Here is a 23,203-nt window from a genome sequence, read left to right as displayed (position 1 = left end):
GACGTACAGGGGATGGCATGGCGAGCGAGCGGGACGCTGAGCGGGCCGCGGCCGGACGGCTGCGTCTCGACCCGGAGGAGATGAACAGGCGGCTGCGCGGCGACGTCGGCGAGATCGAGGCGCTGGGTCGTCGTGGTGCCCGGGTCGATCCCGGGCTGGGTGACGCGACCGTCCCGGAGCAGGTACGGGGGCAGGCGGCGCGCATCGGGTTCGAGTCGCCGGTGGAGGCCGCCGCGGTGTCGCTTCGGCGCATCCGTGAGCTTCCGGACTCCGAGCGGGGGAGCGGGTCGCCCTTCCCCCCGTACCACGCCGCCGCGGGCCGGACCATCGCCGAAGGCGAGCTGAAGGCTCACACGACCCATGCGGGGATACGCCGTCTGGTGTTCCAGCGGACGGCTCCCGTCGCCGCGGGGATCACGGTGAGCCTGGAGGCCGCGGTCCGTGTGACGGCCGATGGTTCGGTCTGGCTGGACTCTTTCGGGTGGCCCCTTGCCGAGACCGACGTCCCGGTCTACGTGTTCGGCGGCACCCGCGAGGGGTATCTCGCCGAGGCGATCGGCGGCCTGCAGCGGGGGTGGCCGTTCGAGCAGGCGATGCTGATGGTCTTCGCCACCGGCCTGGGTTTTCCCGACGACGCCGACGACACCGGACGGACGGAGCTGGCCGAGCTGATCGCCGCACGGCCGGGACGGCTGATCGCCTACGTGGGGGAGGCCGAGACGCACGCGATCGCCGTACGGGCCAATGGCGCGTTCGGCGCGTGTCTCTACCGGTCGGCGATCGAAGTCCTCTTCGAGAACTACCTGGGAAGCGCTGCCTTCTCGGTGGTCGACCTGGAGGACGTGGACGACGTTGACGAGGAACTGCGGGAATCGCTTCCCGCGGCGGACTCCCTGTCGCCCAGAGCGATCCCGCCCGGGACCCCCGTCCATCACTGGTGGTGGGAGCTGGCCGCCAGGCTCTGAGGCGGATGCCGCACCCTTTTTGCGGTGTCTTACCGTCCGCGTATGGTGCGGCCATGCGTTTCGGGGTGCTGGGGCCGCTCGCCGTCTGGACCGATGACGGTGGGCTCGTTCCCGTGCCCGGGGTGAAGGTGCGGGCGCTGCTGGCCGATCTGTTGGTGCACGAGGGACGGCCCGTTCCGGCGGATCGGCTGATCGACGATCTGTGGGGCGAGGAGCTGCCGGGGAACCCGGCGGGGGCGCTGTCGGCGAAGGTGTCGCAGCTGCGGCGGGTGCTGGAGGACGCGGAGCCGGGGGCGCGGGCGCTGGTGGCGTCGCGTCCGGCGGGGCATCTGCTGGCGGCCGAGGATGTGGACGCGCGACGGTTTCAGCGGCTGGTGGACGAGGCGCGCCGGGCCGGGGACACGCGGACCAGGGCCGGGCTGCTGGGGGAGGCGCTGGGGCTGTGGCGGGGGAACGCGTTCGCCGACTTCGCGGACGAGGCGTTCACGCGGGCGGCCGTGGCGCGGCTGGAGGAACTGCGGTGGACGGCCCTGGAGGAGCACGCTGAGGCGCGGCTCACGCTGGGTGAGCACGGCGCGCTGGCCGGAGAGCTGGGGGACGCGGTCGCCGCGCAGCCGCTGCGGGAACGGCTGCGGGCCGCGCATATGCGGGCGCTGTACCGGGCGGGGCGGCAGAACGAGGCGTTGGAGAGTTACGAGCGGCTGCGGGTGCTGCTCGCCGATGAGCTGGGCCTGGATCCGGGTGCCGAGCTGGTGGCCCTGCACCAGGCGATCCTGACGCAGGACCCCGCGTTGGACGGGCCGCGGTCGAACCTGCCCGTTCTGGCCGGTGAGCTGATCGGACGGGACGGGGCGGTCGCCGAGATCCGCGCCCGGCTCGGCACCGACCGGCTGGTGACGCTGACCGGGCCGGGCGGGGTCGGTAAGACCCGGCTCGCGGTGGAGGCGGCGGACGGGCTGGCGGACGCGTTCGCCGACGGGGTGTGGATGGCGGAGCTGGCCGGGATCGAGCGCTCGACGGTGCCCGACCTGGCGGAGGCCGTCACGGCGATCCTGGACGTGCGGGACCGCCCGGGGGAGCGGGGGACGCCCCTCGACCAGCTCGCGGCGGCGCTCGGGGCGCGCCGGCTGCTGCTCGTCCTGGACAACTGCGAACACATGATCGACCAGGCGGCGGAGCTGGCGGGGTCGCTGCTGCGCCGGGTTCCGGGCCTGCGGGTCCTCGCGACGAGCCGGGAGCCTCTCGGGCTGCCCGGCGAGGTGGTCTGGGCGGTCCCTCCGCTGGAGGTGCCCGGCCCGTCGGACGGCCCGGAGGCGGCGGCGCGGACGGGCGCGGTGCGGCTGTTCGTGGCGCGGGCGGAGGCGGCGTCGCGGGGGTTCCGGCTGGACGAGGGGACGGCGGCGGCGGTCGCGGTGTTGTGCCGCCGGCTCGACGGCATCCCGCTCGCGTTGGAGCTGGCCGCGACCCGGGTCCGCACGCTGGGGGTGGAGGGGCTCGTCGCGCGCCTGGACGACCGGTTCCGGCTCCTCGCGACGGGGCATCGGGGCGCGCCGCCCCGGCAGCGGACGCTCACCGCGATGATCGACTGGAGCTGGGATCTGCTGACCGAGCCGGAGCGCGCCGTGCTGCGGCGGCTGGCGGTGCACGCGGACGGGTGCGCGGTGGAGTCCGCGGAGGTGGTCTGCGCGGGTGGGGACGTCTCGGAGGTGGAGGTCCTCGACCTGCTCGCGCGGCTGGTCGACCGGTCGCTGGTGGTCATGTCGGAGCGTGCGGGGGAGGGGTCCCGTTACCGGCTGCTGGAGTCGGTCGCCGCCTACAGCGCGGATCGTCTGCGGGAGGCCGCCGAGCACGATCGGGCTCGTGACCTGCACGTCCGGTACTACGCGGGGCTGGCGGAGCGGGCGGAGGGGATGCTGCGCGGCCACGACCAGGCGCGGTGGCTGCGCGTCCTGGACGTCGAGACCGCGAACCTGCGCGCCGCGTTCGACGCCGCCGTGGGCGGTGGGGACGCGGGTTCGGCGTTGCGGATGGCGGGCGGGCTCGCCTGGTACTGGTTCCTGCGCGGGCGGCTGTCGGAGGCGTTGCGGTCGTTGGACGCGGCGCTCGCCGTGGGCGGTGGCGCGTCCGTCGCGCGGGCGCGGGCGGTGGTGTGGCGGGCCGGGCTGGGGGTGCTCGCCGGCGCCGACCCGGACTGGACGGCCCGCCGGGACGCGGCGCTCCGGATCGCCGATGAGGCCGGCGATCCCGCCCTCGCCGCCTGGGCGCGCTGGTTCCTGTCCTTCGCCGGTTTCGAGGCGGACGACGTCGCGGCGAGCGCGGTCGTCGTGGCGGAGGCGCTCGCGGCGTTCCGCGCGTCGGGTGACCGGTGGGGCGAGGCGGCGGCGCTGATGCTGCGGGCCAAGCAGGCGCACGCCCACGGCGATCCGGCGGCTCTGGAGCGTGACGCCGAGCGGGCGGCCGCGCTGTTCGGCGATCTCGGCGACCGGTGGGGGCGGTCGCTGGCGATGGAATGGCTGGGCGGGATGGCGGAGCTGACCGCCGACTACGACCGCGCCGACCGGCTGCACGGCGACGCGCAGCGGATGGCCGAGGAGCTGCACCTGTGGCCGGACGTCGCCGTCCGGTTGGCGTGGCGCGGCTGGGTCGCGCATCTGCGCGGCGAGCAGGGGGAGGCGCGCCGGCTGGCGGGTCGGGCGCTGCGGATCGCCGCGGAGCAGGGGCACGCGCAGGCGGTGACGTTCGCCGAGATCGTCCTCGCGCTGTCGGCGCTGCGGGACGGGCGGCTGGACGACGCGGAGGAGCGGCTGACCCGGCTGCTCAAGGGCGTCCCGCCGACGGAGTTCCCGCCGCTGTACCTGCCGTTGATCCAGACCGGGCTCGGCCACGTCGCCGAGGCACGCGGGGACGCGGGGGCGGCGCTGGCGTTCCAGCGCGACGCGCTGGAAACCGCGATCATCCTGGAGGCGCCCCGCGACCTGGTGTTCTCGCTGGAGGGGCTGGCGGCCGCGCTGAGCCTGGACGGCCGGCACGAGGACGCGGCGGAGCTGCTCGGCAAGGCGGCCGAGGTCCGGGCGGGGTCGGGGCTGCGTCCCGGGCCCGCCGAGCGGGCCGACATCGACCGTGTCACCGGCCGGGTCCGGGCGGCACTGGGCGCCGAGAAGCTGGCCGCGGCGGCGGTCACGGGCGCCGCCCTGGCCCCCCGGGATTTCCTGGACCGTCTCCGACCTCGATAGTGGGAGCATGCCGATCTCTTTCCGCCGCCCCGGCCTCGTCTGCACCGATCACTTCCTGGACGTCCCGCTGGACCACGCGGCGCCGGACGGGCCGTCCGTGCGGATCTATGCGCGCGAGGTCGTCGCGCCCGGAAGGGAGGACGCGGACCTGCCGTGGCTGCTCTTCCTCCAGGGCGGGCCGGGCTACAAGGCGGTGCGTCCGGGCGCGGGCACGGCGGCCTGGCTGGGGCGGGCTCTGCGCGATTACCGGGTGCTGCTGCTCGATCAGCGCGGCACCGGCCGCAGCACGCCCGCGAACCGGCAGACGCTCCCGGCGGATCCGCGGGAGGCGGCGGCCTACCTGCGCCGCTTCCGTGCCGACTCCATCGTCCGGGACGCCGAGCTGCTGCGCCGGCACCTGGCCGGGGACCGCCCGTGGAGCGTCCTCGGGCAGAGCTTCGGCGGCTTCTGCGCGGTGACGTACCTGTCGTCCGCGTCCGAAGGGCTGAGCGAGGTGTTCATCACCGGCGGGCTGCCCAGCCTCACCGCCACCCCGGACGAGTGGTACCGGGCGTCGTATCGCAGGATCGCCGCGGCGAACGAGCGGTACTTCGCGTGCTACCCCGGCGATCAGGACGTGGCGCGCCGCGTCGCCGTGCACCTGGAACGGACCGATGAGCGGCTCCCGACGGGGGAGCGGCTGACCCCGCGCCGCTTCCAGGGCGTCGGCATCGACCTGGGTCACTCTGCCCGTTTTCACGATCTGCACTACCTGCTGGAGGAGGCGTTCCTCCCGGACGGGCGCCTGTCCGACACGTTCCTGCACGGGGTGGGCGACGCCGTGTCGTTCGCCGGGCAGCCGCTCTACGCGCTCGTCCACGAGGCGTGCCTGTGCGACGGGATGTCGTCCGGCTGGTCGGCGGACCGCGTGCTCGGGGAGCTCCCCGAGTTCGCCCCGCAGGCCGACCCGTTCCGTTTCCTGGGCGAGACGATCCATCCGTGGATGTTCGATGAGGACCCGGCGCTGGCGCCGCTGCGGGAGTGCGCGGAGGTGCTCGCCGCGTCCGAGTGGCCGGCGCTGTACGACGCGGCGCGGCTCGCGGCCAACACCGTTCCGGTGGCCGCCGCCGTCTACCACGACGACATGTACGTCGACCGGGACATGTCGCTGGCGACGGCGGCCGCGATCCCGGGCCTCCGCACCTGGGTGACCAGCGAGTACGCCCACAACGGGCTGTCGGCCGACGCCAGGGTGCTGGACCGGCTGATCGCGCTCGTGCGCGGCGACGCCTAAGGTCCGCGGCCCGCTCAGGGCTTGCGGCCCACTCCGCACAGGGTGGACGTCCGCCTGGGCGGGCCGCCCTGGTCCGGTTCGGGCCGCCACTCCTCGCACGGCACGACGCCGGGCGCGACCACGTCGAAGTCGTCGAAGTAGGCGATGATCTGCTCGGGCGGCCGGAGCCGGTACGGGACGGCGCCGGTGTCGTCGTAGTCCCGCTGCGCCCGGTTGTGCGCCTCGTCGGTGTCGGTGTCGTCGTACAGCGCGAGATAGCCGCCGGACGGGAGCGCCCCGCCCAGGTGCCGGACGATTCCGAGCGCCTCCTTGTGATCGCCCATGTGCCCCAGCACGCCCATCAGCAGCAGCGCGACGGGCTCGCCGAAGTCGAGCTCGGTGGCCGCCAGGTCCAGGATCCTCTCGGGGTCGTGCAGGTCGGCCTCGACGTAGCTGGTGGCGCCTTCGGCCGAGCTCGTGAGCAGGGCCTGCGCATGGGACAACACGAGCGGGTCGTTGTCGACGTACACGATGTGGGACGCCGGTGCGGCCCGCTGGGCGACCTCGTGGGTGTTGTCGGCGGTGGGCAGTCCCGTCCCGCAGTCGAGGAACTGCCGGACGCCGGCCTCGCCCGCCAGAAACCGGACGGCCCGCGCGAGGAAGGCCCGCCCGCTGCACGCGATGTCGACGATCCCGGGGAACACGTCGACGTACTGATCGCCGGCGGCCCGGTCGACGGGGTAGTTGTCCTTGCCGCCCAGCCAGTAGTTCCAGATCCGGGCCGAGTGCGGGACGGTCGTGTCGATCACGGGCGAGTCGGGCGCGGGGGTCTCGTCGGCCACGGGTGACACCTCTGCTCTTTCCCTTGTCCTGCTCCCCCTGTACCCCGCGGAATCGGCGGGCCACTCTCGAACGGTGAGGAACTCGTCACGGAAATCGCACCGGCCAAACAGTGAAATGTTGCGAAAAGTAAAAGAAAGATCGGGCGGTCTCGACCGTCACCGCCCTGCTCTCCGGGGCCGACCGCGTCCTGAGCCTGGAGGACGGCGCCATCGGCGAGGCTCCCGTCCCGGCAGGCTGACGCCCCGCGGCGCCCCCGCGAGATGATCACGGGGAGGCGGGGCATAACCGCCGGGAGCCGGTTCGAGGCGGCTGGATTCAAGGCGGGCGGATTCAAGGCGGGAGGGGGTTGCCGATGGCCACGGTCGTGCTGGTGGGGACGCTCGACACGAAGGGACCGGAGTACGCGTGGCTCCGTGCGCGCGTCCGGGAGCTGGGCTGTGACGTCGTGCTGGTCGATGTGGGCGTCGGGGTGTCCGGGGCCACGACGTCCGAGACCGGGGCGGACGTGTCCGCCGAGCAGGTGGCGCGAGCCGGGGGCACCTCTCTGGAGGCGCTGCGCGGCGCGGCGGACCGCGGCGCGGCGGTCACCGCGATGGGGGAGGGCGCCGCGGTGGTCCTCGCCGGTCTGCTCGGCGAGGGACGGGTGGACGCCGTCCTCGCGGTGGGCGGGAGCGGCGGGTCCTCGATCGCGGCACGGGCCGTCCGGGACCTGCCGATCGGGCTGCCCAAGGTGATCGTGTCGACGATGGCGGCCGGGGACGTCGCGCCGTACGTGGGCGCCAGGGACGTGACGATGACCTACAGCGTCGTCGACATCGCCGGCGTCAACCGGGTGTCACGGCTGATCCTCGGGAACGCCGCCGCCGCGGCGGCCGGGATGGCCAGGGCGCACGGGGCTCGGCCGGCGACGGAGGACGGGCGTCCGCTGGTCGGGGCGTCGATGTTCGGGGTCACCACCCCGGCGGTGGACGCGGCGCGGGAGCGGCTGGAGGAACTCGGGTACGAGGTGCTGGTCTTCCACGCGACCGGCGCGGGTGGGCGGGCGCTGGAGGGTCTCGCCGGGGACGGGCTCCTGGCGGGCGTGCTGGACCTGACCACGACGGAGCTGGCCGACGACCTGGTCGGCGGAGTGCTGTCGGCCGGACCGGACCGGCTCACGGCGGCCGGCCGGCGCGGAGTGCCGCAGGTCGTGGCGCCCGGGGCACTCGACATGGTGAACTTCGGACCGCGCGACACCGTCCCGGAACGGTTCGAGGACCGCACTCTCTACGTCCACAACCCGACCGTCACGCTGATGCGGACGACGGCGGAGGAGATGGCCGAGCTGGGCCGCCGCGTGGCCGCCAAGCTGGCGGCCGCGACGGGGCCGGCCGAGCTGTTCGTCCCGCTGCGCGGTGTGTCGGCGCTAGACGCGCCGGGCATGCCGTTCCAGGACGCGACGGCCGACGCGGCGTGCTTCGAGGCACTGCGGGCCGTCCCGGGCAAGCGGCTCGACCTGCACGTCAACGATCCGGAGTTCGGCCGGGCGATGGCCGCGCGGCTGCACGAGATGATCTCGGGGGGAGCACGGTGAACCGTCGGACGGTGCTGGAGCGGCTGCGGGCCGCGGGGACCGCGGGCAGACCGGTCATCGGCGCGGGGGCGGGCACCGGGCTGTCCGCCAAGTGCGCGGAGGACGGCGGCGTCGACCTGATCATCATCTACAACTCGGGCCGGTACCGGATGGCGGGCCGGGGATCGCTGGCGGGGCTGCTGCCGTACGGGGACGCGAACCAGATCGTGGTGGAGATGGCGTCCGAGGTGCTGCCGGTCGTGCGGGACACCCCCGTCCTGGCCGGAGTATGCGGGACGGACCCGTTCCGCGTGATGCCCGTCTTCCTTGACCAGCTCAAGGCGATGGGTTTCGCGGGCGTCCAGAACTTCCCCACGGTCGGGCTGTACGACGGGGTGTTCCGGCAGAATCTCGAAGAGACCGGCATGGGCTTCGACCTGGAGGTGGAGATGGTGCGGCTCGCCCACGAGCGCGACCTCGTCACCGCCCCGTACGTGTTCGACGAGGAGCAGGCGCGGGCGATGGCCGAGGCGGGCGCGGACGTCCTCGTCCCGCACGTCGGGCTCACCACCAAGGGCAGCATCGGCGCGGGCACGGCCCTGACGCTCGACGAGGCGGTCGACCGCGTCCAGGCCATGGGTGACGCGGCGCACGCGGTGCGCCCGGACGTGCTCGTGCTGTGCCACGGCGGTCCCATCGCCGAGCCGGACGACGCCGCGTACGTGCTCGCCCGGACGCGGGGCGTGGTGGGCTTCTTCGGCGCGTCCTCGGTCGAACGGCTGCCGACCGAGCGGGCCATCACCGCGCAGGTGGCCGCCTTCAAGAACCTGGAGCTGTAGATGCTGCTGACCCCTGGCGACGTGGCCACGATGACCTTCGACTGGGGGTCGATCAAGTGGTTCGTCACCCCGTCCGCCGTGCCCGGCGCGTCCAGCACGCTCGGCGAGGTCATCGTCAATCCCGGCAAGGGGCACGCCCGGCACCACCATCCGGGCGCCGAGGAGGTCATCTATGTGATCTCCGGTGAGGCGACCCAGATGGTGGACGACGGGGAGCCGTTCACGATCCGGGAGGGCGACGCCGTCCACATCCCGAAGGGCGCCTGGCACTCGACGTACAACGCGACGTGGCGGCCGCTTCGGCTGATCGTCACCTACACGCCGGGCGGGGAGGAGAGGGCGCTCGAAGGCGCCCCCGACTACCGCGTCCACGACGCGGACGAGACCCCGGAGTGGCGCCGCGCCTAGCGCCGGTCACGGGGCTCCGGCGGCGCTGCGCGACGGTGTGATCACTGAGGCGACTTTTACGTTCTTGTGATGTTCGCCTCGCGGGTGTCAGGGCGCGGCGGGAATGTCGCGCACCAGGGAGAACCTTCCGGCCGTGAAGGTCGCCATCGTGACCGAGTCGTTCCTCCCCCGCGTGAACGGGGTCACAGGCTCGGTGTGCCGCGTACTCGAATACCTCGCCGCCCACGGGCACGAGGCCCTGGTGATCGCCCCCGGGCCCGCGCCGGACTCGCACGCCGGTGCGCCGGTGGAGCCCGTCCGGGGCATCGCCCTGCCGTTCTACCCGACGTTCTCCGTGGGAGTGCCGACCCGGCGCGTCACCGCGGCGCTGCGGAACTTCGGGCCCGACATCGTCCACCTCGCGTCGCCGCTGGTGCTCGGCGCGTCCGGGCTCGCCGCCGCGCGTCGCCTGGACGTCTCCACGGTCGCGGTGTTCCAGACCGACGTCGCCGGGTTCGCGCGCCGGTACGGCCTGCGCGGCACCGACCCGCCGATCTGGTGGTGGCTGCGCCGCCTGCACGGCCGCGCCGACCGGACGCTCGCGCCGTCGTCGCCGGTGCTGGCGGAGCTGGAACGGCGCGGCGTCCCCCGGCTGGCGTACTGGGGCCGGGGCGTGGACCGGCGCCGCTTCCACCCGTCCCACCGGTCGGAGTCGCTGCGCGCGCGCCTGTCACCGGACGGCCGCGCGATCGTCGGGTACGTCGGCCGGCTCGCCGCCGAGAAGCGCCCGGAGATGCTCACCCGGCTGGTCGGCGTTCCCGGCGCGCAGGTGGTGGTCGTCGGTGACGGCCCGGAGGAGGAACGGTTGCGCCGCCGCATGCCGGACGCGGTGTTCACCGGGTTCCGCACCGGGACGGAACTGTCGGAGCTGGTCGCCTCGTTCGACGTGTTCGTGCACACGGGCGCGGACGACACGTTCTGCCAGGCCGTGCAGGAAGGGCTCGCCTCGGGCGTGCCGGTGGTCGCGGCCGCCGCGGGCGGTCCCCTGGATCTCGTCCGTCCGGGCGCGAACGGGCTGCTGTACGCGCCAGACGACGGGGGCGAGCTGCGAGCGGCCGTCCACACGCTCGTCGACGATGTCGGGATGCGGCGGCGCATGTCCGTCCAGGCGGTGGAGTCCGTGCGGGGGCGTGACTGGGAGACGGTCTGCGGCGAGCTGATGGGCCACTACCGGGCCGTCGTCTACGGGACGTCCGAGCGGCGCGCGAAGAGCGCCGCATGAGGGCGTTCCCGTTCGTCGTCTCGATCCACGACGTCGCGCCGTCCACCGCCGAGGCCACGGCCCGGTGGCTCGCCGACCTGGACGAACGCGAGGTGCCGTGCACGCTGCTGGTCATCCCCGGGCCGTTCGAGGGAAGGGCCGCGCTGCCCGACGACGGGCCGCTCGTCACGTTCCTGCATTCCGCCGCCGAGCGCGGGCACGAGCTGGCCCTGCACGGCTACCTCCACGAGGGCGTGCCCGGCGGGCCGCTGTGGCGGCGCGGCGTCGACCAGGCGCTGGTCAGGGGGGCCGGCGAGTTCTGGTCGCTGACCGGCGCGCAGGCCGTCCGCCGGCTCCGCGCCGGGCTGGCCCTGCTCGCCGAGGCGGAGATCGACGTCGTCGGGTTCACCCCGCCGGGCTGGCTCGCGTCCCAGGGCACCCGGCAGGCCCTCGCCACGCTCGGGTTCACCTACTGGACGAGCCACCTCGGTGTCCACAGCCTGCCCGGCGGCCCGGTGCGGCGGATGCCGGCGCTCTCGCACCGTCCCGGCGGCGCGGGGGAGCGCACCGGTGCCCGCGTGATGACCGGCGCCGCCCGGGCGTTCGCCCGGACGGGAGTGCCGTTCCGCATCGCGCTGCATCCGGCCGACCTCGGCAGGCCGGGCCTGCGCCGCGCCGCGCTCGCCGCGATCGACGCGACGGTCGCGGCGGGTGGCCGGCCGGTGACCTACGAGACCCTGGTGACCGCGTGAGGATCGTCCAGCTCGCCAACCTCTACAGCCCCGTCTCCGGCGGCCTCCGCACGGCCGTGGACATGCTCGGCTCCGGGTACGCGGCGGCCGGGCACCGGCGCGCGCTCGTCGTCCCCGGCCCCGCCTACACGCGGCGCCAGACGGCGGACGGGCCGGTCATCACCGTGCCGGGGCCCTCGGTCGCGCCCGGGTACCGGCTCGTCCTCGATCCGCGTCCGGTGCTGCGCGTGCTCGGGCGGCTCCGCCCGGACGTCATCGAGGTCTCCGACAAGGCGACCCTGACGGTCGCGGCCCGGTGGGCGCGGCGGCGCGGCGTCCGGACCGTCCTGTTCTCGCACGAGCGGCTCGACGCGATCCTCGCGCCGCGCACGCCCGACTGGGTGCCGCTGGAGGCCGTCGCCGACCGGTGGAACCGGCGGCTGGCGGCCTCGTTCGACGCGATCGTCGTCACCTCGGCGTTCGCCGCCGCCGAGTTCGCGCGGGTCGGCGCGCCGGCGCTGCACCGCGTCCCGCTCGGCGTGGACCTGGCGACGTTCCGCCCGCTCGTGCCCCGCCACGAGGACGGGGGCGAGGCCGGGGACGGGGACGGGCTCGTCCGCCTGGTGCACCTGGGACGCCTGTCGACCGAGAAGCGGCCCGATCTCGCGATCGGGGCCGTGGCGGAACTGGTCCGCCGGGGCGTCCCGGCGCACCTCGACGTCGTCGGCGACGGGCCGTGCGGTCCCCGCCTGCGGGCCTGGGCGGAGCGCGAGCGGCTGCCCGTCCGCTTCCACGGGCACGTCGGCGGGCGCGCCGCCGTCGCCGCGCTCCTCGCACGCGCGGACGTCGCGCTCGCGACCTGCCCGATCGAGTCGTTCGGACTGGCCGTCCTCGAAGCGCTCGCCTGCGGGACGCCGGTCGTCGCCGCCGACCGCGGCGCCGCGCACGAACTGCTCGTCCCCGGCGCCGGGGCGGGGGTGGCGCCACGGGCGGCGGCGTTCGCCGACGGCGTGCAGGAGGTGCTGCGGCTCCCGCCCGCCCGGCGGCGCGCCGCCGCCCGCGCCCGCGCCGAGCGCTACCCGTGGACCACCACGATCGAGGGCATGCTGGACGTCCTCGCGGTCAGGACGGGCGCGGGGACCTGACCACGCTCGCGGACCTCACTGGCCGAACGTGCAGTCCGGCGGAAAGTCCGGCTGCTCGAACTCGCCGTCCGGGATCGGCAGCGGGGCGTCCTGCACCGTGTATCCCGCCAGCCATTTCCCGAAGGGACCGGAACTGTTCGCGCTGTGCGGCGCGGGACCGCTTCCCATCTGCTGGCACTGCGCCAGCGTGACGCCCCAGGAGAAACCCGCCCGGTCCCATTTGTGGCCGCGCGGCGACTGGTAGAACGTCAGGTTTGCGCGCTTCTCGTTCGCCGGCACATCGTCCTGCCGGATCCCCGAGACGATGGCGACCGGTCCGGTCGCCATCACGTAGTCGACCTTGATCCAGCCCCAGTGGTGCTTGGACGGTCCGCCCGGCTCGTCCGGCGAGTAGTGGTCGAACTTCACCGTCCCCCGCGCCGCCCCGAACACGATCTTCCCGTTGACGACCTTCCAGGGCGCGCCGTGCGCGTCCACGATGAACCGCCGGTACGGGTATTCGGGATCGGCCGGGAACTTCAGCCAGGCATCCCCGGTGACATGGGCCTCCTTGACCGGAGCCGGGGCCTTGCCCTTCCCTGTGCCCTGCTCCTTGGCCAGGGCCGTCGCGCTTCCCGTCCCGGCCATCCCGACCGCCGCGAGGACGGCCGTACCGGCCAGCAGCGCGCGCATCCCGTGCGTCATGTGGGTCCCCTTTCCGCGGACGCCGTCCGTCCGCCCCCCACAAGTTCGCAGTGACGCCCCATGCCGCTCTTCCCCCGCGCGATGGAACCGGATCGCCCGCAGGGGGGAATGTCAGCTCACTTTGCCCCGGACATAGACCCAATCGCCGTCATGCCGCACGAAACGGCTGACCTCCTGCAATTCCCCGGCTTCGGACCCCACCGTGTAATGGGCGCGGAATTCCACAACCCCCTTGTCGTCCTCGGGCCCGCCGCCTTCCATCCGGACGATCTCCAGCCGCACCCAGCGCATCCCGGCGTCGAAGTCGACCCGCTCCGGCCGCGTCGCGGGATGCCAGCTACGCAGCAGGTACGCCTCGTCCCGCCTGGCGAACGCGCTGAAACGTGACCGCATCAGCTCTTCGGCCGTCCCGGCCCGCGCCTGTCCCCGATGCAGCCGCCCGCAGCAGTCCCGATACCGTGCCCCGGCCCCGCAGTCACACCCAGCCATCCCCCAATTCTGCGACACCGCCCCGGACGCCGCGCTGGCGGCCTCCGGGGCGGTGCGGTGTGGGGGACGGGTGCGGCGAGGGGACGTGCGTCAGTTCTTGATGGGGGTCCAGGGCTCCTCGGCGTACTCCTTGGCCAGGCGGAGGTTGCCCATGCTGTTCGCGCTCAGCACCTTGCGGAGGTACTTGCGGGCACCCTCCACGGTCATGCCGTCGCCGAGCAGTCCGTCCGCCAGACCGGCCCCACCATCGGCGCCGCCGGCGTCATCCTCGGCGGCTCCTTCGCCGCGCTGACCGCCGCCGAGAACCACGTCCTCGCCGTCCTCGGCTTCGCCCTGGCGATCGGCATGTTCATCGCGGCCTTCGTGATGGCCACCATCTTCACCCCCGCGGTATCGGCCCTCCTCGGACGCCGGGTGGTGGGCGGCGGCACGCCCCTCCACCAGCCGCCCCCGGAAGCCGCCGCGGATCTCCCGTCCCACTCCGGCGGGTAGCAGACCCTCCGGTGCCCCCGCCCCCGGCCTTGCGGTCCACCGCCTGCCGCAAGGCCAGGGGGGCGGGCGGGACCGACACCTGGGAAAGGGCTTCTACTCGGCGATCCTCGTGCGCATGGTCCATTCGAAGACGTTCTCGCTCGTGCCGTCCTTCGTGTCGACCAGCTCGTAGTGCTCGTAGCCGCCGTTGCGCGGGACCTTCACCTTGCGCTCGCGCATCGTCGTGAGGGGGACGTGGGCCCGTTCCGGGGTCTCCAGCGGGCCGCCGACGAGGGTGACCTCGACCGTGCCGCCGGCGGATGTGTCGCTTCGCTTGGTGTGCATGGGACCTCCTGGCTACGAGATGACTCACAGGGGGATGTCGCCGTGCGGGGCGTCGGCCGCCGCGAACCGTCCGTACCGGCCCCGGTAGTACACCAGCGGACCAGTGGTGTCGTGGGCGCCGAGGCTGTGCACGCGGGCCACGACGATGACGTGGTCGCCCGCGACGTGCTCGGCCTCGATCGTGCACTCCAGCCAGCCCAGCGTCCCGTCCAGCAGCGGGAGTCCGGCCGGTGACGGCGACCACGGCAGGTCGCCGAACTTGGCGCCGCCCGCCGCGGCGAGGCGGCGTGCGTGCTCGCGCTGGTGCTCGGCGAGAAAGCTGACGCAGTGGCGTGCGCCGCGCCGCACCCGCGGCCAGCTGACGCTGGTGTGCGCGACGCAGAACGACACCAGCGGGGGCGCCAGCGAGACCGAGGTGAACGAGCTGACGACCAGGCCGACGGGGACGCCGTCGTCGATGCCGGTCACGGCGGCGACGCCGGTGACGAAGCGGCCCAGCACGCCGCGGAAGGCGACCGGATCGAGACCGTCCGGGGGCGCGCCCGCCGGTCTCAACCCGTTCAGCGGTTCGATGCTGTTCGCCGCCATCGTCGTCCTTCCGCGGGGTCGTCGCCGGAGCGGTGGCCTCCCCGCCATGCTCGTCCGGCGAGCTAAAGACGGCCTTAGGACGGACACCCGCGGCGGCCCGCAGGACCGGAGCGCGTCAGTAGCATTGCTTATGTTCGATTTACGTAGTTTCTCTGACGAAAGTCTCCGTCTCTCCCTGTAATCCTGGTGCTCCGATTCGGCGCGTCCGACGTCGCCGATGTGGGTTCTTCCTACGGAGGAGACTTGCGATACGAGGTCCTTGGATCTCTTCGTGTGATCGACAACGGGGAGAGTCTGGCGGTTACCGCCCCCAAGATGGAGGTCGTGCTCGCGGCGCTCCTCATCCGGGCGGACCAGGTGGTGTCGGTCGAGCAGCTCATCACCGAGATGTGGGGCGGCACCCAACCGAGACGCGCCACCGCGGCGCTGTATGTGTACGTATCGCAGCTGCGCAAGCTGCTGGCCGGACGGACGGGCACCCCGGGCCCCATCGTCACCCGGGCCCCGGGGTACGTCCTGCGCACCGGGTCGGACGAACTCGACCTGCACGAGTTCCAGCGCCTCGTCCGCGACGGCCGCGAGAACATGCGGCGGGACGCCCACGAGCCCGCGAGCAGGGCCTTCGAGGCCGCGCTCGGGCTGTGGCGGGGACCGGCGCTGAGCGAGCTGCGGGAGGGGCCGATCATCAACGGGTTCGCGATGTGGCTGGACGAGGTACGGCTGGAGTGCCACGAGATGCTCGTGGAGACGAACCTGCGGCTCGGCCGCCACCGCGAGATGGTCAGCCTGCTGCACGAACTGATCCGGGACCACCCCCTGCACGAGGCGTTCTACCGGCAGCTCATGCTCGCGCTGTACCGGTCCGAGCGCCGCGCCGACGCGCTGGCGGTCTACCAGTCCGCGCGGTCGGCGCTGAACAGGGAACTGGGTCTGGAGCCGGGCCGGCACCTGCGGGAGTTGCAACGATCCATCCTGGCCGCCGCCGACGTCCTCGACATCCGTCCCGCGGTATGAGCGATGCCGGGGACCTGTGGCTGCGCCGCTACCATCCCGCGCCCGACGCGCGGGTGCGGCTCGTGTGCTTCCCCCATGCCGGGGGTTCCGCGAGCGGCTACTACACGATGTCCGCGCGGCTCGCACCGGACGTCGAGGTGCTCGCCGTCCAGTACCCCGGCCGCCAGGACCGGCGCCGCGAACCGCCGGTCACCGACATCGCCGACCTGGCCGGACGCGTCTTCGAGGCGCTGGCGCAGGAGCCGCCGGACCGTCCGCTCGCCCTCTTCGGGCACAGCATGGGGGCGACCGTCGCCTACGAGGTCGCCCGGCTCCTCGCCCACCGGTCCGGGGTCCGGCCGCACACGCTGTTCGTCTCCGGGCGGCGGGCGCCGTCGCGGGTCCGTCCCGAGAACGTGCACGCCGGGGACGACGACGGTGTGCTGGCCGAGCTGGAGCGGCTGAGCGGCACCGACGCCCGGCTGTTGCGCGACCCGGAGCTGCGCGAGCTCATCCTGCCGGTGGTGCGCGCCGACTACACCGCGATCGAGCGGTACCGCCGGCGGCCCGGTCCCGAGCCGGGCTGCCCGATCGTGGTGCTGGTCGGCGACGCCGACCCGCTGACCACGATCGACGAGGCGCGTGCCTGGGCCGGTCACTCGGAGGCCCCCGTGCACGTGCGGGTCTTCGCCGGCGGCCACTTCTACATCGAGGACCACCTGGACGCGGTCGTCGAGGTGCTGGCCGAGCGCCTCACCGGCTCGCCGGTCCCGCGCGACGTCTGATCTTCTGAGCCTGACCTGGGTGGTCTCCCGGCGGTCCGCCGGGAGACCACCCACATCAGTACCTGCTCACATCAGTGCGCCGACGTGATGTCGGTGTGCGCCTTCGGCTGCGGGACGGCGGCCAGCAGGGAGCGGGTGTAGGGGTGCCGCGGGCTCTCGAAGATCTGCTCCACCGGCCCCGCCTCCACCACCTCGGCCTCCCGCATCACGATCACCCGGTCGCTGACGTGGTGGATCACCCCGAGGTCGTGCGAGATGAACAGCAGCGCGACGTCCAGCTCGTCCCGCAGGTCGACGAACAGGTCGAGGATCTGCGCCTGCACCGACACGTCCAGCGCCGAGACCGGCTCATCGCACACGATCACGTCGGGCTGGGGCGCCAGGGCGCGGGCGATCGCCACCCGCTGGCGCTGCCCTCCGGACAGCTCCCGCGGGTGGCGGGTGAGCAGCCCCGCGTCCAGCCCGACGCGGCGGAGCAACTCGGCGATCTGATCGCGGTGCCGCCGCACGGCGCGCCTGCCGGGGGAGCCGAACGCCTCCCCGATGATGCGCTCGACGGTGTAGCGGGGGTCGAAGGAGGCCAGCGGGTCCTGGTGGACGAGCTGGATCCGGCCGCGCCGGGGGCGTCGGGACGGCTCGGGCACCCGCGACCAGGGACCGCCGAGGAAGCTGACGCTGCCGTCGTCGGGTTCCAGCAACCCCATGACCAGGGCGGCGAGCGTGCTCTTACCGGACCCGGACTCGCCCACGACGCCGAGCGTCTCCCCGGCGTACAGGGTGAGCGAGACGCCCGCCACCGCGGGACGGTACCGGCGGTCGGGTCCGCGGAACGCCTTGGCGAGGCCGCTGACCTCGATGACCACCTCGTCGCTCCGCTCGCGGCCGGCGCCGGCCACGGTCACCGCCGCGGACGGCTCCTCATCGCCGGTCCGCCAGCACCAGGCGCCGTGGCCGGGCCCGGTGGACACCAACGGAGGGGCGTGCTCGCGGCAGCGCTCCTCGACCAGCGGGCATCGGGGCGCGTAGCGGCAGGCGGTGGCGGCATCCGCCGGGACACGGTCCGGTTCGGGGGGTGCGAGCCGCGCGCCGCGGGGCCGGACGCCGGGGACCGCCGCGAGCAGCCGCCGCGTGTACGGGTGGGCCGGCGACTCCAGCACGTCCTCGGCGGATCCCTGTTCCACGAAGGCGCCCTGGTACATGACGGCGATCCGGTCGGCCAGGCTGGCCACGACCGACAGGTCATGGCTGATCAGCAGGACGGCGGTCCCCGCGGCCTTCATCGCGGTCAGCAGGTCGAGGATCTGGGCCTGGACGGTCACGTCCAGGGCTGTGGTCGGTTCGTCGGCGATGAGGACGGCGGGGTCGGCGGCCACGGCCGAGGCGATGAGGGCGCGCTGGCGCAGTCCCCCCGACAGCTGGTGCGGATACTGGCGGGCGCGCAACTCCGGGTCGGGCACGTGAACCCGCTTCAGGAGCGAGACGACCCGCTCCTGGCGGGCCTGCCGGGGGACGGTGCGGTGGTTGCGGAGCGTCTCGCCGATCTCCGCCCCGACCGTCCGCACCGGGTCGAGCGAGGACAGCGCGTCCTGGAGGACCATGCCGATCCGGCGTCCGCGCAGTTCCCGCCAGCGGCGGTCCCCGGCGCGGGTCAGGTCCTCGCCTTCCAGTTCCAGCCGCTCCGCGGTGACCGTGGAGGTCGGCCCGGCGAGCCCGAGCAGCGCCCGTGCGGTCACGCTCTTGCCGGAGCCCGACTCGCCGACGATGGCCAGGCACTCCCCGGCCCGCAGCGTGAACCCCACCCCCCGGACGGCGTCCACCCGGTCCCGGCCGGAGCCGAAGGTGACGTGGAGGTCGTCGACGGTGAGCAGGGGGTCAGCGTCCTGATCGCTCCACACGGGGGAGCCTCCCTTCGAACCGTCGTTGCAGCCACCGGCCGACGACGTTGACGGCGAGGACGGTCGAGGTGACGGCCAGGCCAGGGAAGACGGCGAGCGCCCACGCGATGCCGAGGAAGTCGCGCCCCTCCGACAGCATCGCGCCCCACTCGGGGGTCGGCGGCTTCGGCCCGAGGCCGAGGAAGCTCAACGAGGAGCCGGCGATGACCGCCGTGCCCACATTGATCATCGCCAGCACGAGCAGTGGCGGCAGGGCGTTGGGGAGCACGTGCCTGCCGAGGATGGCCGCCCGGCGCTGCCCCAGCGTGACCGCGGTGCGGACGTAGTCGGAGTTCCGCACGATCAGCGCCTGCCCGCGAGCCAGCCGCACGAAGCCCGGGACCAGGGAGGCGCCGATCGCCAGCGTGGCGTTGAGCGTCCCCGTCCCGAGCACCGCGACGATGAGCAGCGAGAGCAGCAGCCCGGGGAAGGCCAGGAACACGTCCGAGACGCGCATGATCAGCTCGTCCAGGACGCGGCCGCCCGCCGCGGCGAGCACCCCGAGGAGCGAACCGGCGAGAACGGCGATGCCGGTCGCGCCCAGCCCGATCGTCAGCGACGGACGCGCGCCGTGGACCACGCGGCTGTAGACGTCCCGGCCGAGTTGATCGGTGCCGAAGAGGTGGTCGAGGCCGGGCGGGGCGAGCGCGTCGGCCGGGTCCCCCCGGTCCGGCGGGTGCGTGGCGAGCAGGTCCGGCCAGACGACGGCGACCGCGATGAGCGCGAGCACCGCGGCGGCCACCCACACCCCGGGCGGCGCCGTCCCGGCCCGCCGCCGGCGGCGCGGCAGGACCGCCGGCCACGTCGGGCGGGGCACCGTGGTCAGTCCCATGGCAGGCTTCCCTCGGCGCGCGGGAGGTGGAACCGGCCGCGCGTGACCACCAGCCGCGGGTGCCGCAGCACCGACAGGTCGGCGCGGGGATCGCCGTCGACGACGACGAGGTCGGCGTCCAGACCGGGGCGCAGCCGCCCCGTCCGGCCGCCGAGATCCAGGGCGTCGGCCGCGACCGAGGTGGCCATCGCGATGACCGCGTCGGCGGGCAGCCCGGCGCGGCCCAGCCAGCGCAGCCCCTCGGCGTACTCCTCGACCCCCACCCCGGTGACCCCGGCGTCCGTCCCGGCGATCAGCCGGACCCCCTGCTCGTGCTGGTGGCGGCGGATCTCCAGCCAGGGGCGCAGGACGTCGGCGCCGAACCGGGCCTCCAGCGCCCCCATGCCTCCGTGAAACGTCGGACAGACGAAGATGCCCTTCTCCGCGATGGTCCGGATCAGCTTCTCGTCGGCGTCGGGGCCCGCCGCCGGGCCCGCCTCGGTCAGCAACGTGCAGTGCTCCAGCGTGTGCGCCCCGGCCGCCACCGCGACCTCGACGCCCTCCCTGCTGTGCACGTGCGCCGCGACCCGCAGGCCGAAGCGGTGCGCTTCCTCGACGGCGGCGCCGACCTCCTCGACGGTGTACTGGAGGTCCCAGCTCGACGGGCCGTCCGGGGTGAGGTGGCCGCCCGTCACCATCACCTTGATGAGGTCCACGCCGTCCGCGGCCTGCCGGCGCACCAGGGCGCGCACCTGCTCCGCGCCGTCGGCCTGCCCGCCGAGGAACGAGCAGTGCCCGCCGGTCACCGTGATCGGCGCGCCGGCGGTGAGGATGCGCGGGCCCGGGACCGTTCCGGCCGCGATCGCGTCCCGCAGCCGCGCCGCGAGACCGCCCCGGTCGCCGAGGTCGCGCACCGTCGTGACGCCCGCGTCCAGCAGCCGCCGCGCCCGTCCGGCCATGTCCAGTGCCAGGGCGCCGTCGTCGAGGGCGGCCAGAGCGGCCACCGGGTCGTCGCCGCCGTCGAACACCAGGTGGACGTGGACGTCGATCAGGCCGGGCAGGATGCGGGCGCCCGGGAAGGACGCCCGGGGCGTCCCGGCCGGCGCGCGGCCGATCACGTCGGGGGCGGGTCCCACGTCCTCGATGAGGCCGTCGCGGAGCAGCACCGCCCCGTCCGGGATCACCTCCCCCGCGGTGCCGGTGAGCACTTCCGCCGCGGTCAGGATCCGTTCCGTCACGGGGCCGACTCCCTCAGCCTCGGGTCGACGATCCGGTAGAGGCCGTCGACTGCCATGTTGATCAGTGAGAACGCCAGCGCCGACACCAGGATCACGCCGGTGACCACCGGCAGGTCGCGGCTGGCGATGGCCGCCGCCATGACCCTCCCGATGCCTTGGCGGCTGAAGATGGTCTCGATCACCACGGCCCCGCTGAGCAGCGCGCCCACGCTCCATCCCGAGATCGTGATCATGGGGATGAGGGCGTGCCGCAGCGCGTGCCGGAGCCGGACCGCGGTCTCCCCGCCGCCGCGGGTGCGGGCGGTGAGGACGAACGGTTCGTCGAGGGCGCGTTCCATCCCTTCACGCATCACCTGCGCGTAGACGCCGACCAGGCCCAGCGCGAGGGTGGCCGAGGGCAGGACGAGCGCCCCTGGCCCGGACCCTCCCGCGACCGGGAAGAGGTGCCAGCGGAAGGCGAAGAAGGTGAGCAGCAGCACCCCGACCCAGAACCCGGGGGTGGAGATGGCGATCAGTTCCAGCCCCACCGAGAGGCGCCGCAGCGCCGGCCGTCTCCCGGCGGTCGCCACGGCGAGCGCCGTCGCCACCGCGAACGCCACCGCGAAACCGGTGAGGGCGAGCGCCGCCGATGACCACGCCTGGTCGCCGATCAGGTTCCCGACCGGCTCCCGTAGCTGGTACGAGCGGCCGAGGTCGCCCTTCGCCAGGCGGCCGAGGAACAGCCCGTACTGGACGAGCACCGGGCGGTCGAAGCCCAGCTCATGGCGCACCTGCTCGACCTGTTCGGGGCTCGGGGTGGTGGAGCCGAGGATGACGCGGGCGGGGTCTCCGGGGGTGAGCTGGAGCCCGGCGAACGCGACCGTCGCCGCGCCCAGCATGACCAGGATCGTGAGCAGCAGCCGGCGGACCAGCCATCGCGCGGCGCTCACGATCCTCCCTTCCGCGTGTCGCGCGCGTCGTAGAACATCGGGTAGCCGTTGGCGTCGAAGCTGAGGCCCTTGACGTGTCCGGCGGCGCCGACCAGGCGCACCGGGACGTAGGTCGGGATGGCCAGCCCGCGCCGCAGGATGCGGTCCTGGATCTTGGCGTAGTACCCGGCGCGGGCGGCGGGGTCGATGGTGGCGGTCGCGGCGCGCAGCCAGCCGTCCAGCTCGCCGTCGTTGAGGCGGAAGAAGTTGCCGCCGCCCTTGGTGGGCGGCCAGGCCGCCGCGAAGAAGTACCGCAGGATGTCGGGCTCGGCCCGGACGAACCCCGTCGAGTACAGGTCCATCGTGCTGCCGGTGAGGATGTCCTTGGCCAGCGCTCCGCCGTCCTCGCTGACCAGGTCGATGTGGATGCCGGACTGCTTGGCCTGCGCCTGGACGCCCTGGGCCAGGACGTCGCGCCGGTCCCGCATGAGCTTGGCCAGGTAGGGCCAGCGCAGGGTCAGCCGCCGCCCGGCCTTGGTCCGGTAGCCCGCCGAGTCCCGCCCCGTCCAGCCCGCCTGGTCGAGCAGCTTGGCGGTCAGCGCCGGGTCGTACGGCCAGGTCCGCTCGGTCGCGCGGGAGTACCCCACGGTCGCGGGACTGAGCAGGCTCCAGGCGCGCGTGTACTGGCCGAAGTAGATCGACTTGACCAGCTGGTCGAGGTCGATGGAGCGCATCAGCGCGAGGCGGACCCGCTCGTCCGTCAGGGGGCCGTGCGTGGTGTTGGGGAAGATGGCGAACACCGCGCCGGTCAGGTTGGCGCGCAGCAGCTGGAGCCGGCCCGACGCCTCGACGGTCTTGACGTTCATGGCCGGCACGTCGTCGATGGCGTCGGCCTGGCCGCTGGTGAGGGCGCCGAGGCGGACGGCGTTCTCCGGGATGAACGCGATCGTCAGCCGGGGGAGGCGCGCGGGCCCGGTGTGCTCCGCGGTGGGCGGCCCCCAGGAGTATCCGGGGTTCGCGGTCAGCGTGATGTTCTTGTTGCGCGTCCACGCTCCGAACCGGAAGGGCCCCGAGCCGACGGGCCGCATGCACAGCCCCGCGGGGTTCTCCCGTATCGCCTTGGGCGACTGGACACCGAGGTAGGCGGTGCTCAGCGCCTGGAGGAACGAGGCGTCCGGCTCGGACAGCCGGACCTCGACGGTGTCCCCGTCGACGGCCTTCGCCTCCGCGTAGGACCGCAGCAGGCTGGCGGCATAGCGTGACTTGGTCTTCGGGTCGACCGCGTGGTCGAGGGTCGCCTTGACCGCGGCGGCGTCCAGGGGCGTCCCGTCGTGGAACTTGACCCCGGGCCGCAGGTCGAACGTGTAGGTCTTGGCGTCCTTGGAGACCGTCCAGCGCTGGGCCAGCCAGGGATGGAACTTGCCGTCCGGGGTCAGCGCGACCAGGGAGTCGAAGACGCCCCGGACGATGACGGCCGTGACGTCGAGGCCGCTCATCTGCGGGTCGAGGCAGTCCGGCTCGATGCTGGCGGCGAAGGTGAGGTTGCCGTCGGACGAGGCCGAGTCGGCTCCGTCGCCGCACGCGGCCGCGGTCGCGAGCAGCAGGGGAACGGCCGTCCAGACACCGGCCCGGCGGAGGGGGTGCGTGGATCGTCGAATCCGGGGGTGGGGCATCTCGGCTCCTTGGAGGACGTGGGGGCGCTTGGCGCCGTGACCGGCGGGTTCCGCGATCCATGCCGCACTCTCCAGG

The 23,203-nt window shown here is 74.0% G+C and carries 22 protein-coding genes; 12 read left to right on the top strand and 10 right to left on the bottom strand.

Translation table 11 applies throughout. From position 1 onward, the window contains the following. Positions 1-17 precede the first annotated feature (17 nt). From AMA02S_RS12750 to AMA02S_RS12740, 3 genes are read left to right on the top strand one after another with little or no spacing between them, the layout of a single operon-like run. The gene (locus tag AMA02S_RS12750; RefSeq protein WP_084265039.1) at positions 18-965 is read left to right on the top strand and encodes a hypothetical protein; all 948 of its coding nucleotides are present in this window, start codon (positions 18-20) and stop codon (positions 963-965) included. Between the two features lie 53 nt (positions 966-1,018). Beyond that, positions 1,019-4,198 (top strand): AfsR/SARP family transcriptional regulator, encoded by a 3,180-nt coding sequence (locus AMA02S_RS12745; RefSeq protein WP_067456504.1) that lies wholly within the window; start codon positions 1,019-1,021, stop codon positions 4,196-4,198. A gap of 7 nt (positions 4,199-4,205) precedes the next feature. Beyond that, a complete protein-coding gene (locus tag AMA02S_RS12740) occupies positions 4,206-5,471 on the top strand; it encodes an alpha/beta fold hydrolase (RefSeq protein ID WP_067456501.1) in 1,266 nt (421 codons plus the stop codon). A gap of 14 nt (positions 5,472-5,485) precedes the next feature. On the opposite strand, the gene AMA02S_RS12735 is transcribed toward AMA02S_RS12740, so the two are convergent. After that, a complete protein-coding gene (locus AMA02S_RS12735) occupies positions 5,486-6,292 on the bottom strand; it encodes an SAM-dependent methyltransferase (RefSeq protein WP_067456498.1) in 807 nt (268 codons plus the stop codon). A 353-nt stretch (positions 6,293-6,645) separates the two neighbouring features. Between AMA02S_RS12735 and AMA02S_RS12730 the strand changes: the two genes are divergently transcribed. From AMA02S_RS12730 to AMA02S_RS12705, 6 genes are all read left to right on the top strand, one after another. After that, positions 6,646-7,866 (top strand): Tm-1-like ATP-binding domain-containing protein, encoded by a 1,221-nt coding sequence (locus AMA02S_RS12730; RefSeq protein ID WP_067456495.1) that lies wholly within the window; start codon positions 6,646-6,648, stop codon positions 7,864-7,866. Further along, positions 7,863-8,684, top strand: coding sequence for a phosphoenolpyruvate hydrolase family protein (locus tag AMA02S_RS12725; protein WP_067456492.1), 822 nt, complete (start codon positions 7,863-7,865; stop codon positions 8,682-8,684). The genes AMA02S_RS12730 and AMA02S_RS12725 overlap by 4 nt, the downstream gene beginning before the upstream one ends. After that, a complete protein-coding gene (locus AMA02S_RS12720; protein WP_067456489.1) occupies positions 8,685-9,092 on the top strand; it encodes a cupin domain-containing protein in 408 nt (135 codons plus the stop codon). A gap of 133 nt (positions 9,093-9,225) precedes the next feature. Then, a complete protein-coding gene (locus AMA02S_RS12715; protein ID WP_218004926.1) occupies positions 9,226-10,353 on the top strand; it encodes a glycosyltransferase family 4 protein in 1,128 nt (375 codons plus the stop codon). Beyond that, a complete protein-coding gene (locus tag AMA02S_RS12710; RefSeq protein WP_067456483.1) occupies positions 10,350-11,084 on the top strand; it encodes a DUF2334 domain-containing protein in 735 nt (244 codons plus the stop codon). The genes AMA02S_RS12715 and AMA02S_RS12710 overlap by 4 nt, the downstream gene beginning before the upstream one ends. Beyond that, positions 11,081-12,208, top strand: a complete 1,128-nt coding sequence (locus AMA02S_RS12705; RefSeq protein ID WP_067456480.1) for a glycosyltransferase — start codon at positions 11,081-11,083, stop codon at positions 12,206-12,208. The genes AMA02S_RS12710 and AMA02S_RS12705 overlap by 4 nt, the downstream gene beginning before the upstream one ends. Before the next feature lie 15 nt (positions 12,209-12,223). Here AMA02S_RS12705 and AMA02S_RS12700 read toward each other — a convergent pair whose 3' ends face one another. Both AMA02S_RS12700 and AMA02S_RS12695 read right to left on the bottom strand, forming a co-directional pair. Next, on the bottom strand, positions 12,224-12,892 hold the full coding sequence (locus AMA02S_RS12700; RefSeq protein WP_157430537.1) for a hypothetical protein: 669 nt from the start codon (positions 12,890-12,892) through the stop codon (positions 12,224-12,226). A gap of 111 nt (positions 12,893-13,003) precedes the next feature. Further along, positions 13,004-13,381, bottom strand: coding sequence for a YchJ family protein (locus AMA02S_RS12695; protein ID WP_067457183.1), 378 nt, complete (start codon positions 13,379-13,381; stop codon positions 13,004-13,006). Here AMA02S_RS12695 and AMA02S_RS44985 point away from each other — a divergent pair. Continuing rightward, positions 13,322-13,873, top strand: a complete 552-nt coding sequence (locus AMA02S_RS44985; RefSeq protein WP_157430536.1) for an MMPL family transporter — start codon at positions 13,322-13,324, stop codon at positions 13,871-13,873. The two genes, AMA02S_RS12695 and AMA02S_RS44985, sit on opposite strands and share 60 nt — an antisense overlap. 93 nt (positions 13,874-13,966) lie before the next feature. Here the strand turns inward: AMA02S_RS44985 and AMA02S_RS12685 are convergent, their stop codons facing one another. Next, the gene (locus tag AMA02S_RS12685; RefSeq protein ID WP_067456471.1) at positions 13,967-14,197 is read right to left on the bottom strand and encodes a DUF5988 family protein; all 231 of its coding nucleotides are present in this window, start codon (positions 14,195-14,197) and stop codon (positions 13,967-13,969) included. 24 nt (positions 14,198-14,221) lie between these two features. Continuing rightward, a complete protein-coding gene (locus AMA02S_RS12680; RefSeq protein WP_067456468.1) occupies positions 14,222-14,785 on the bottom strand; it encodes a flavin reductase family protein in 564 nt (187 codons plus the stop codon). Between the two features lie 315 nt (positions 14,786-15,100). On the opposite strand from AMA02S_RS12680, the gene AMA02S_RS12675 reads away from it, so the two are divergent. Then, complete coding sequence (locus AMA02S_RS12675; RefSeq protein WP_218004924.1) at positions 15,101-15,799, top strand: AfsR/SARP family transcriptional regulator; 699 nt, start codon at positions 15,101-15,103, stop codon at positions 15,797-15,799. Then, the gene (locus AMA02S_RS12670) at positions 15,796-16,563 is read left to right on the top strand and encodes a thioesterase II family protein (protein WP_067456465.1); all 768 of its coding nucleotides are present in this window, start codon (positions 15,796-15,798) and stop codon (positions 16,561-16,563) included. Before AMA02S_RS12675 ends, AMA02S_RS12670 begins: the two co-directional genes overlap by 4 nt. Positions 16,564-16,634: 71 nt before the next feature. Here AMA02S_RS12670 and AMA02S_RS12665 read toward each other — a convergent pair whose 3' ends face one another. From AMA02S_RS12665 to AMA02S_RS12645, 5 genes are read right to left on the bottom strand one after another with little or no spacing between them, the layout of a single operon-like run. Beyond that, positions 16,635-18,458 carry a dipeptide ABC transporter ATP-binding protein gene (locus tag AMA02S_RS12665; RefSeq protein WP_067456462.1) on the bottom strand — a complete coding sequence of 608 codons (1,824 nt, stop codon included), beginning with the start codon at positions 18,456-18,458 and terminating at the stop codon, positions 16,635-16,637. Beyond that, on the bottom strand, positions 18,436-19,329 hold the full coding sequence (locus AMA02S_RS12660) for an ABC transporter permease (RefSeq protein ID WP_067456459.1): 894 nt from the start codon (positions 19,327-19,329) through the stop codon (positions 18,436-18,438). Before AMA02S_RS12660 ends, AMA02S_RS12665 begins: the two co-directional genes overlap by 23 nt. After that, positions 19,320-20,546 (bottom strand): amidohydrolase family protein, encoded by a 1,227-nt coding sequence (locus AMA02S_RS12655; RefSeq protein ID WP_067456456.1) that lies wholly within the window; start codon positions 20,544-20,546, stop codon positions 19,320-19,322. The genes AMA02S_RS12660 and AMA02S_RS12655 overlap by 10 nt, the downstream gene beginning before the upstream one ends. Continuing rightward, entirely contained in the window at positions 20,543-21,475 is a 933-nt protein-coding gene (locus AMA02S_RS12650) for an ABC transporter permease (RefSeq protein WP_245667475.1), read from the bottom strand. The genes AMA02S_RS12655 and AMA02S_RS12650 overlap by 4 nt, the downstream gene beginning before the upstream one ends. Next, positions 21,472-23,127 (bottom strand): ABC transporter substrate-binding protein, encoded by a 1,656-nt coding sequence (locus AMA02S_RS12645; RefSeq protein WP_084265037.1) that lies wholly within the window; start codon positions 23,125-23,127, stop codon positions 21,472-21,474. The genes AMA02S_RS12650 and AMA02S_RS12645 overlap by 4 nt, the downstream gene beginning before the upstream one ends. Between the last annotated feature and the right edge of the window lie 76 nt (positions 23,128-23,203).

The sequence above is a fragment of the Actinomadura macra NBRC 14102 genome, from assembly GCF_001552215.1.
Taxonomy (GTDB): domain Bacteria; phylum Actinomycetota; class Actinomycetes; order Streptosporangiales; family Streptosporangiaceae; genus Spirillospora; species Spirillospora macra.
The sequence above is the reverse complement of the archived record's forward strand: the minus strand, read 5'-3'. Positions and strand labels throughout refer to the sequence as shown.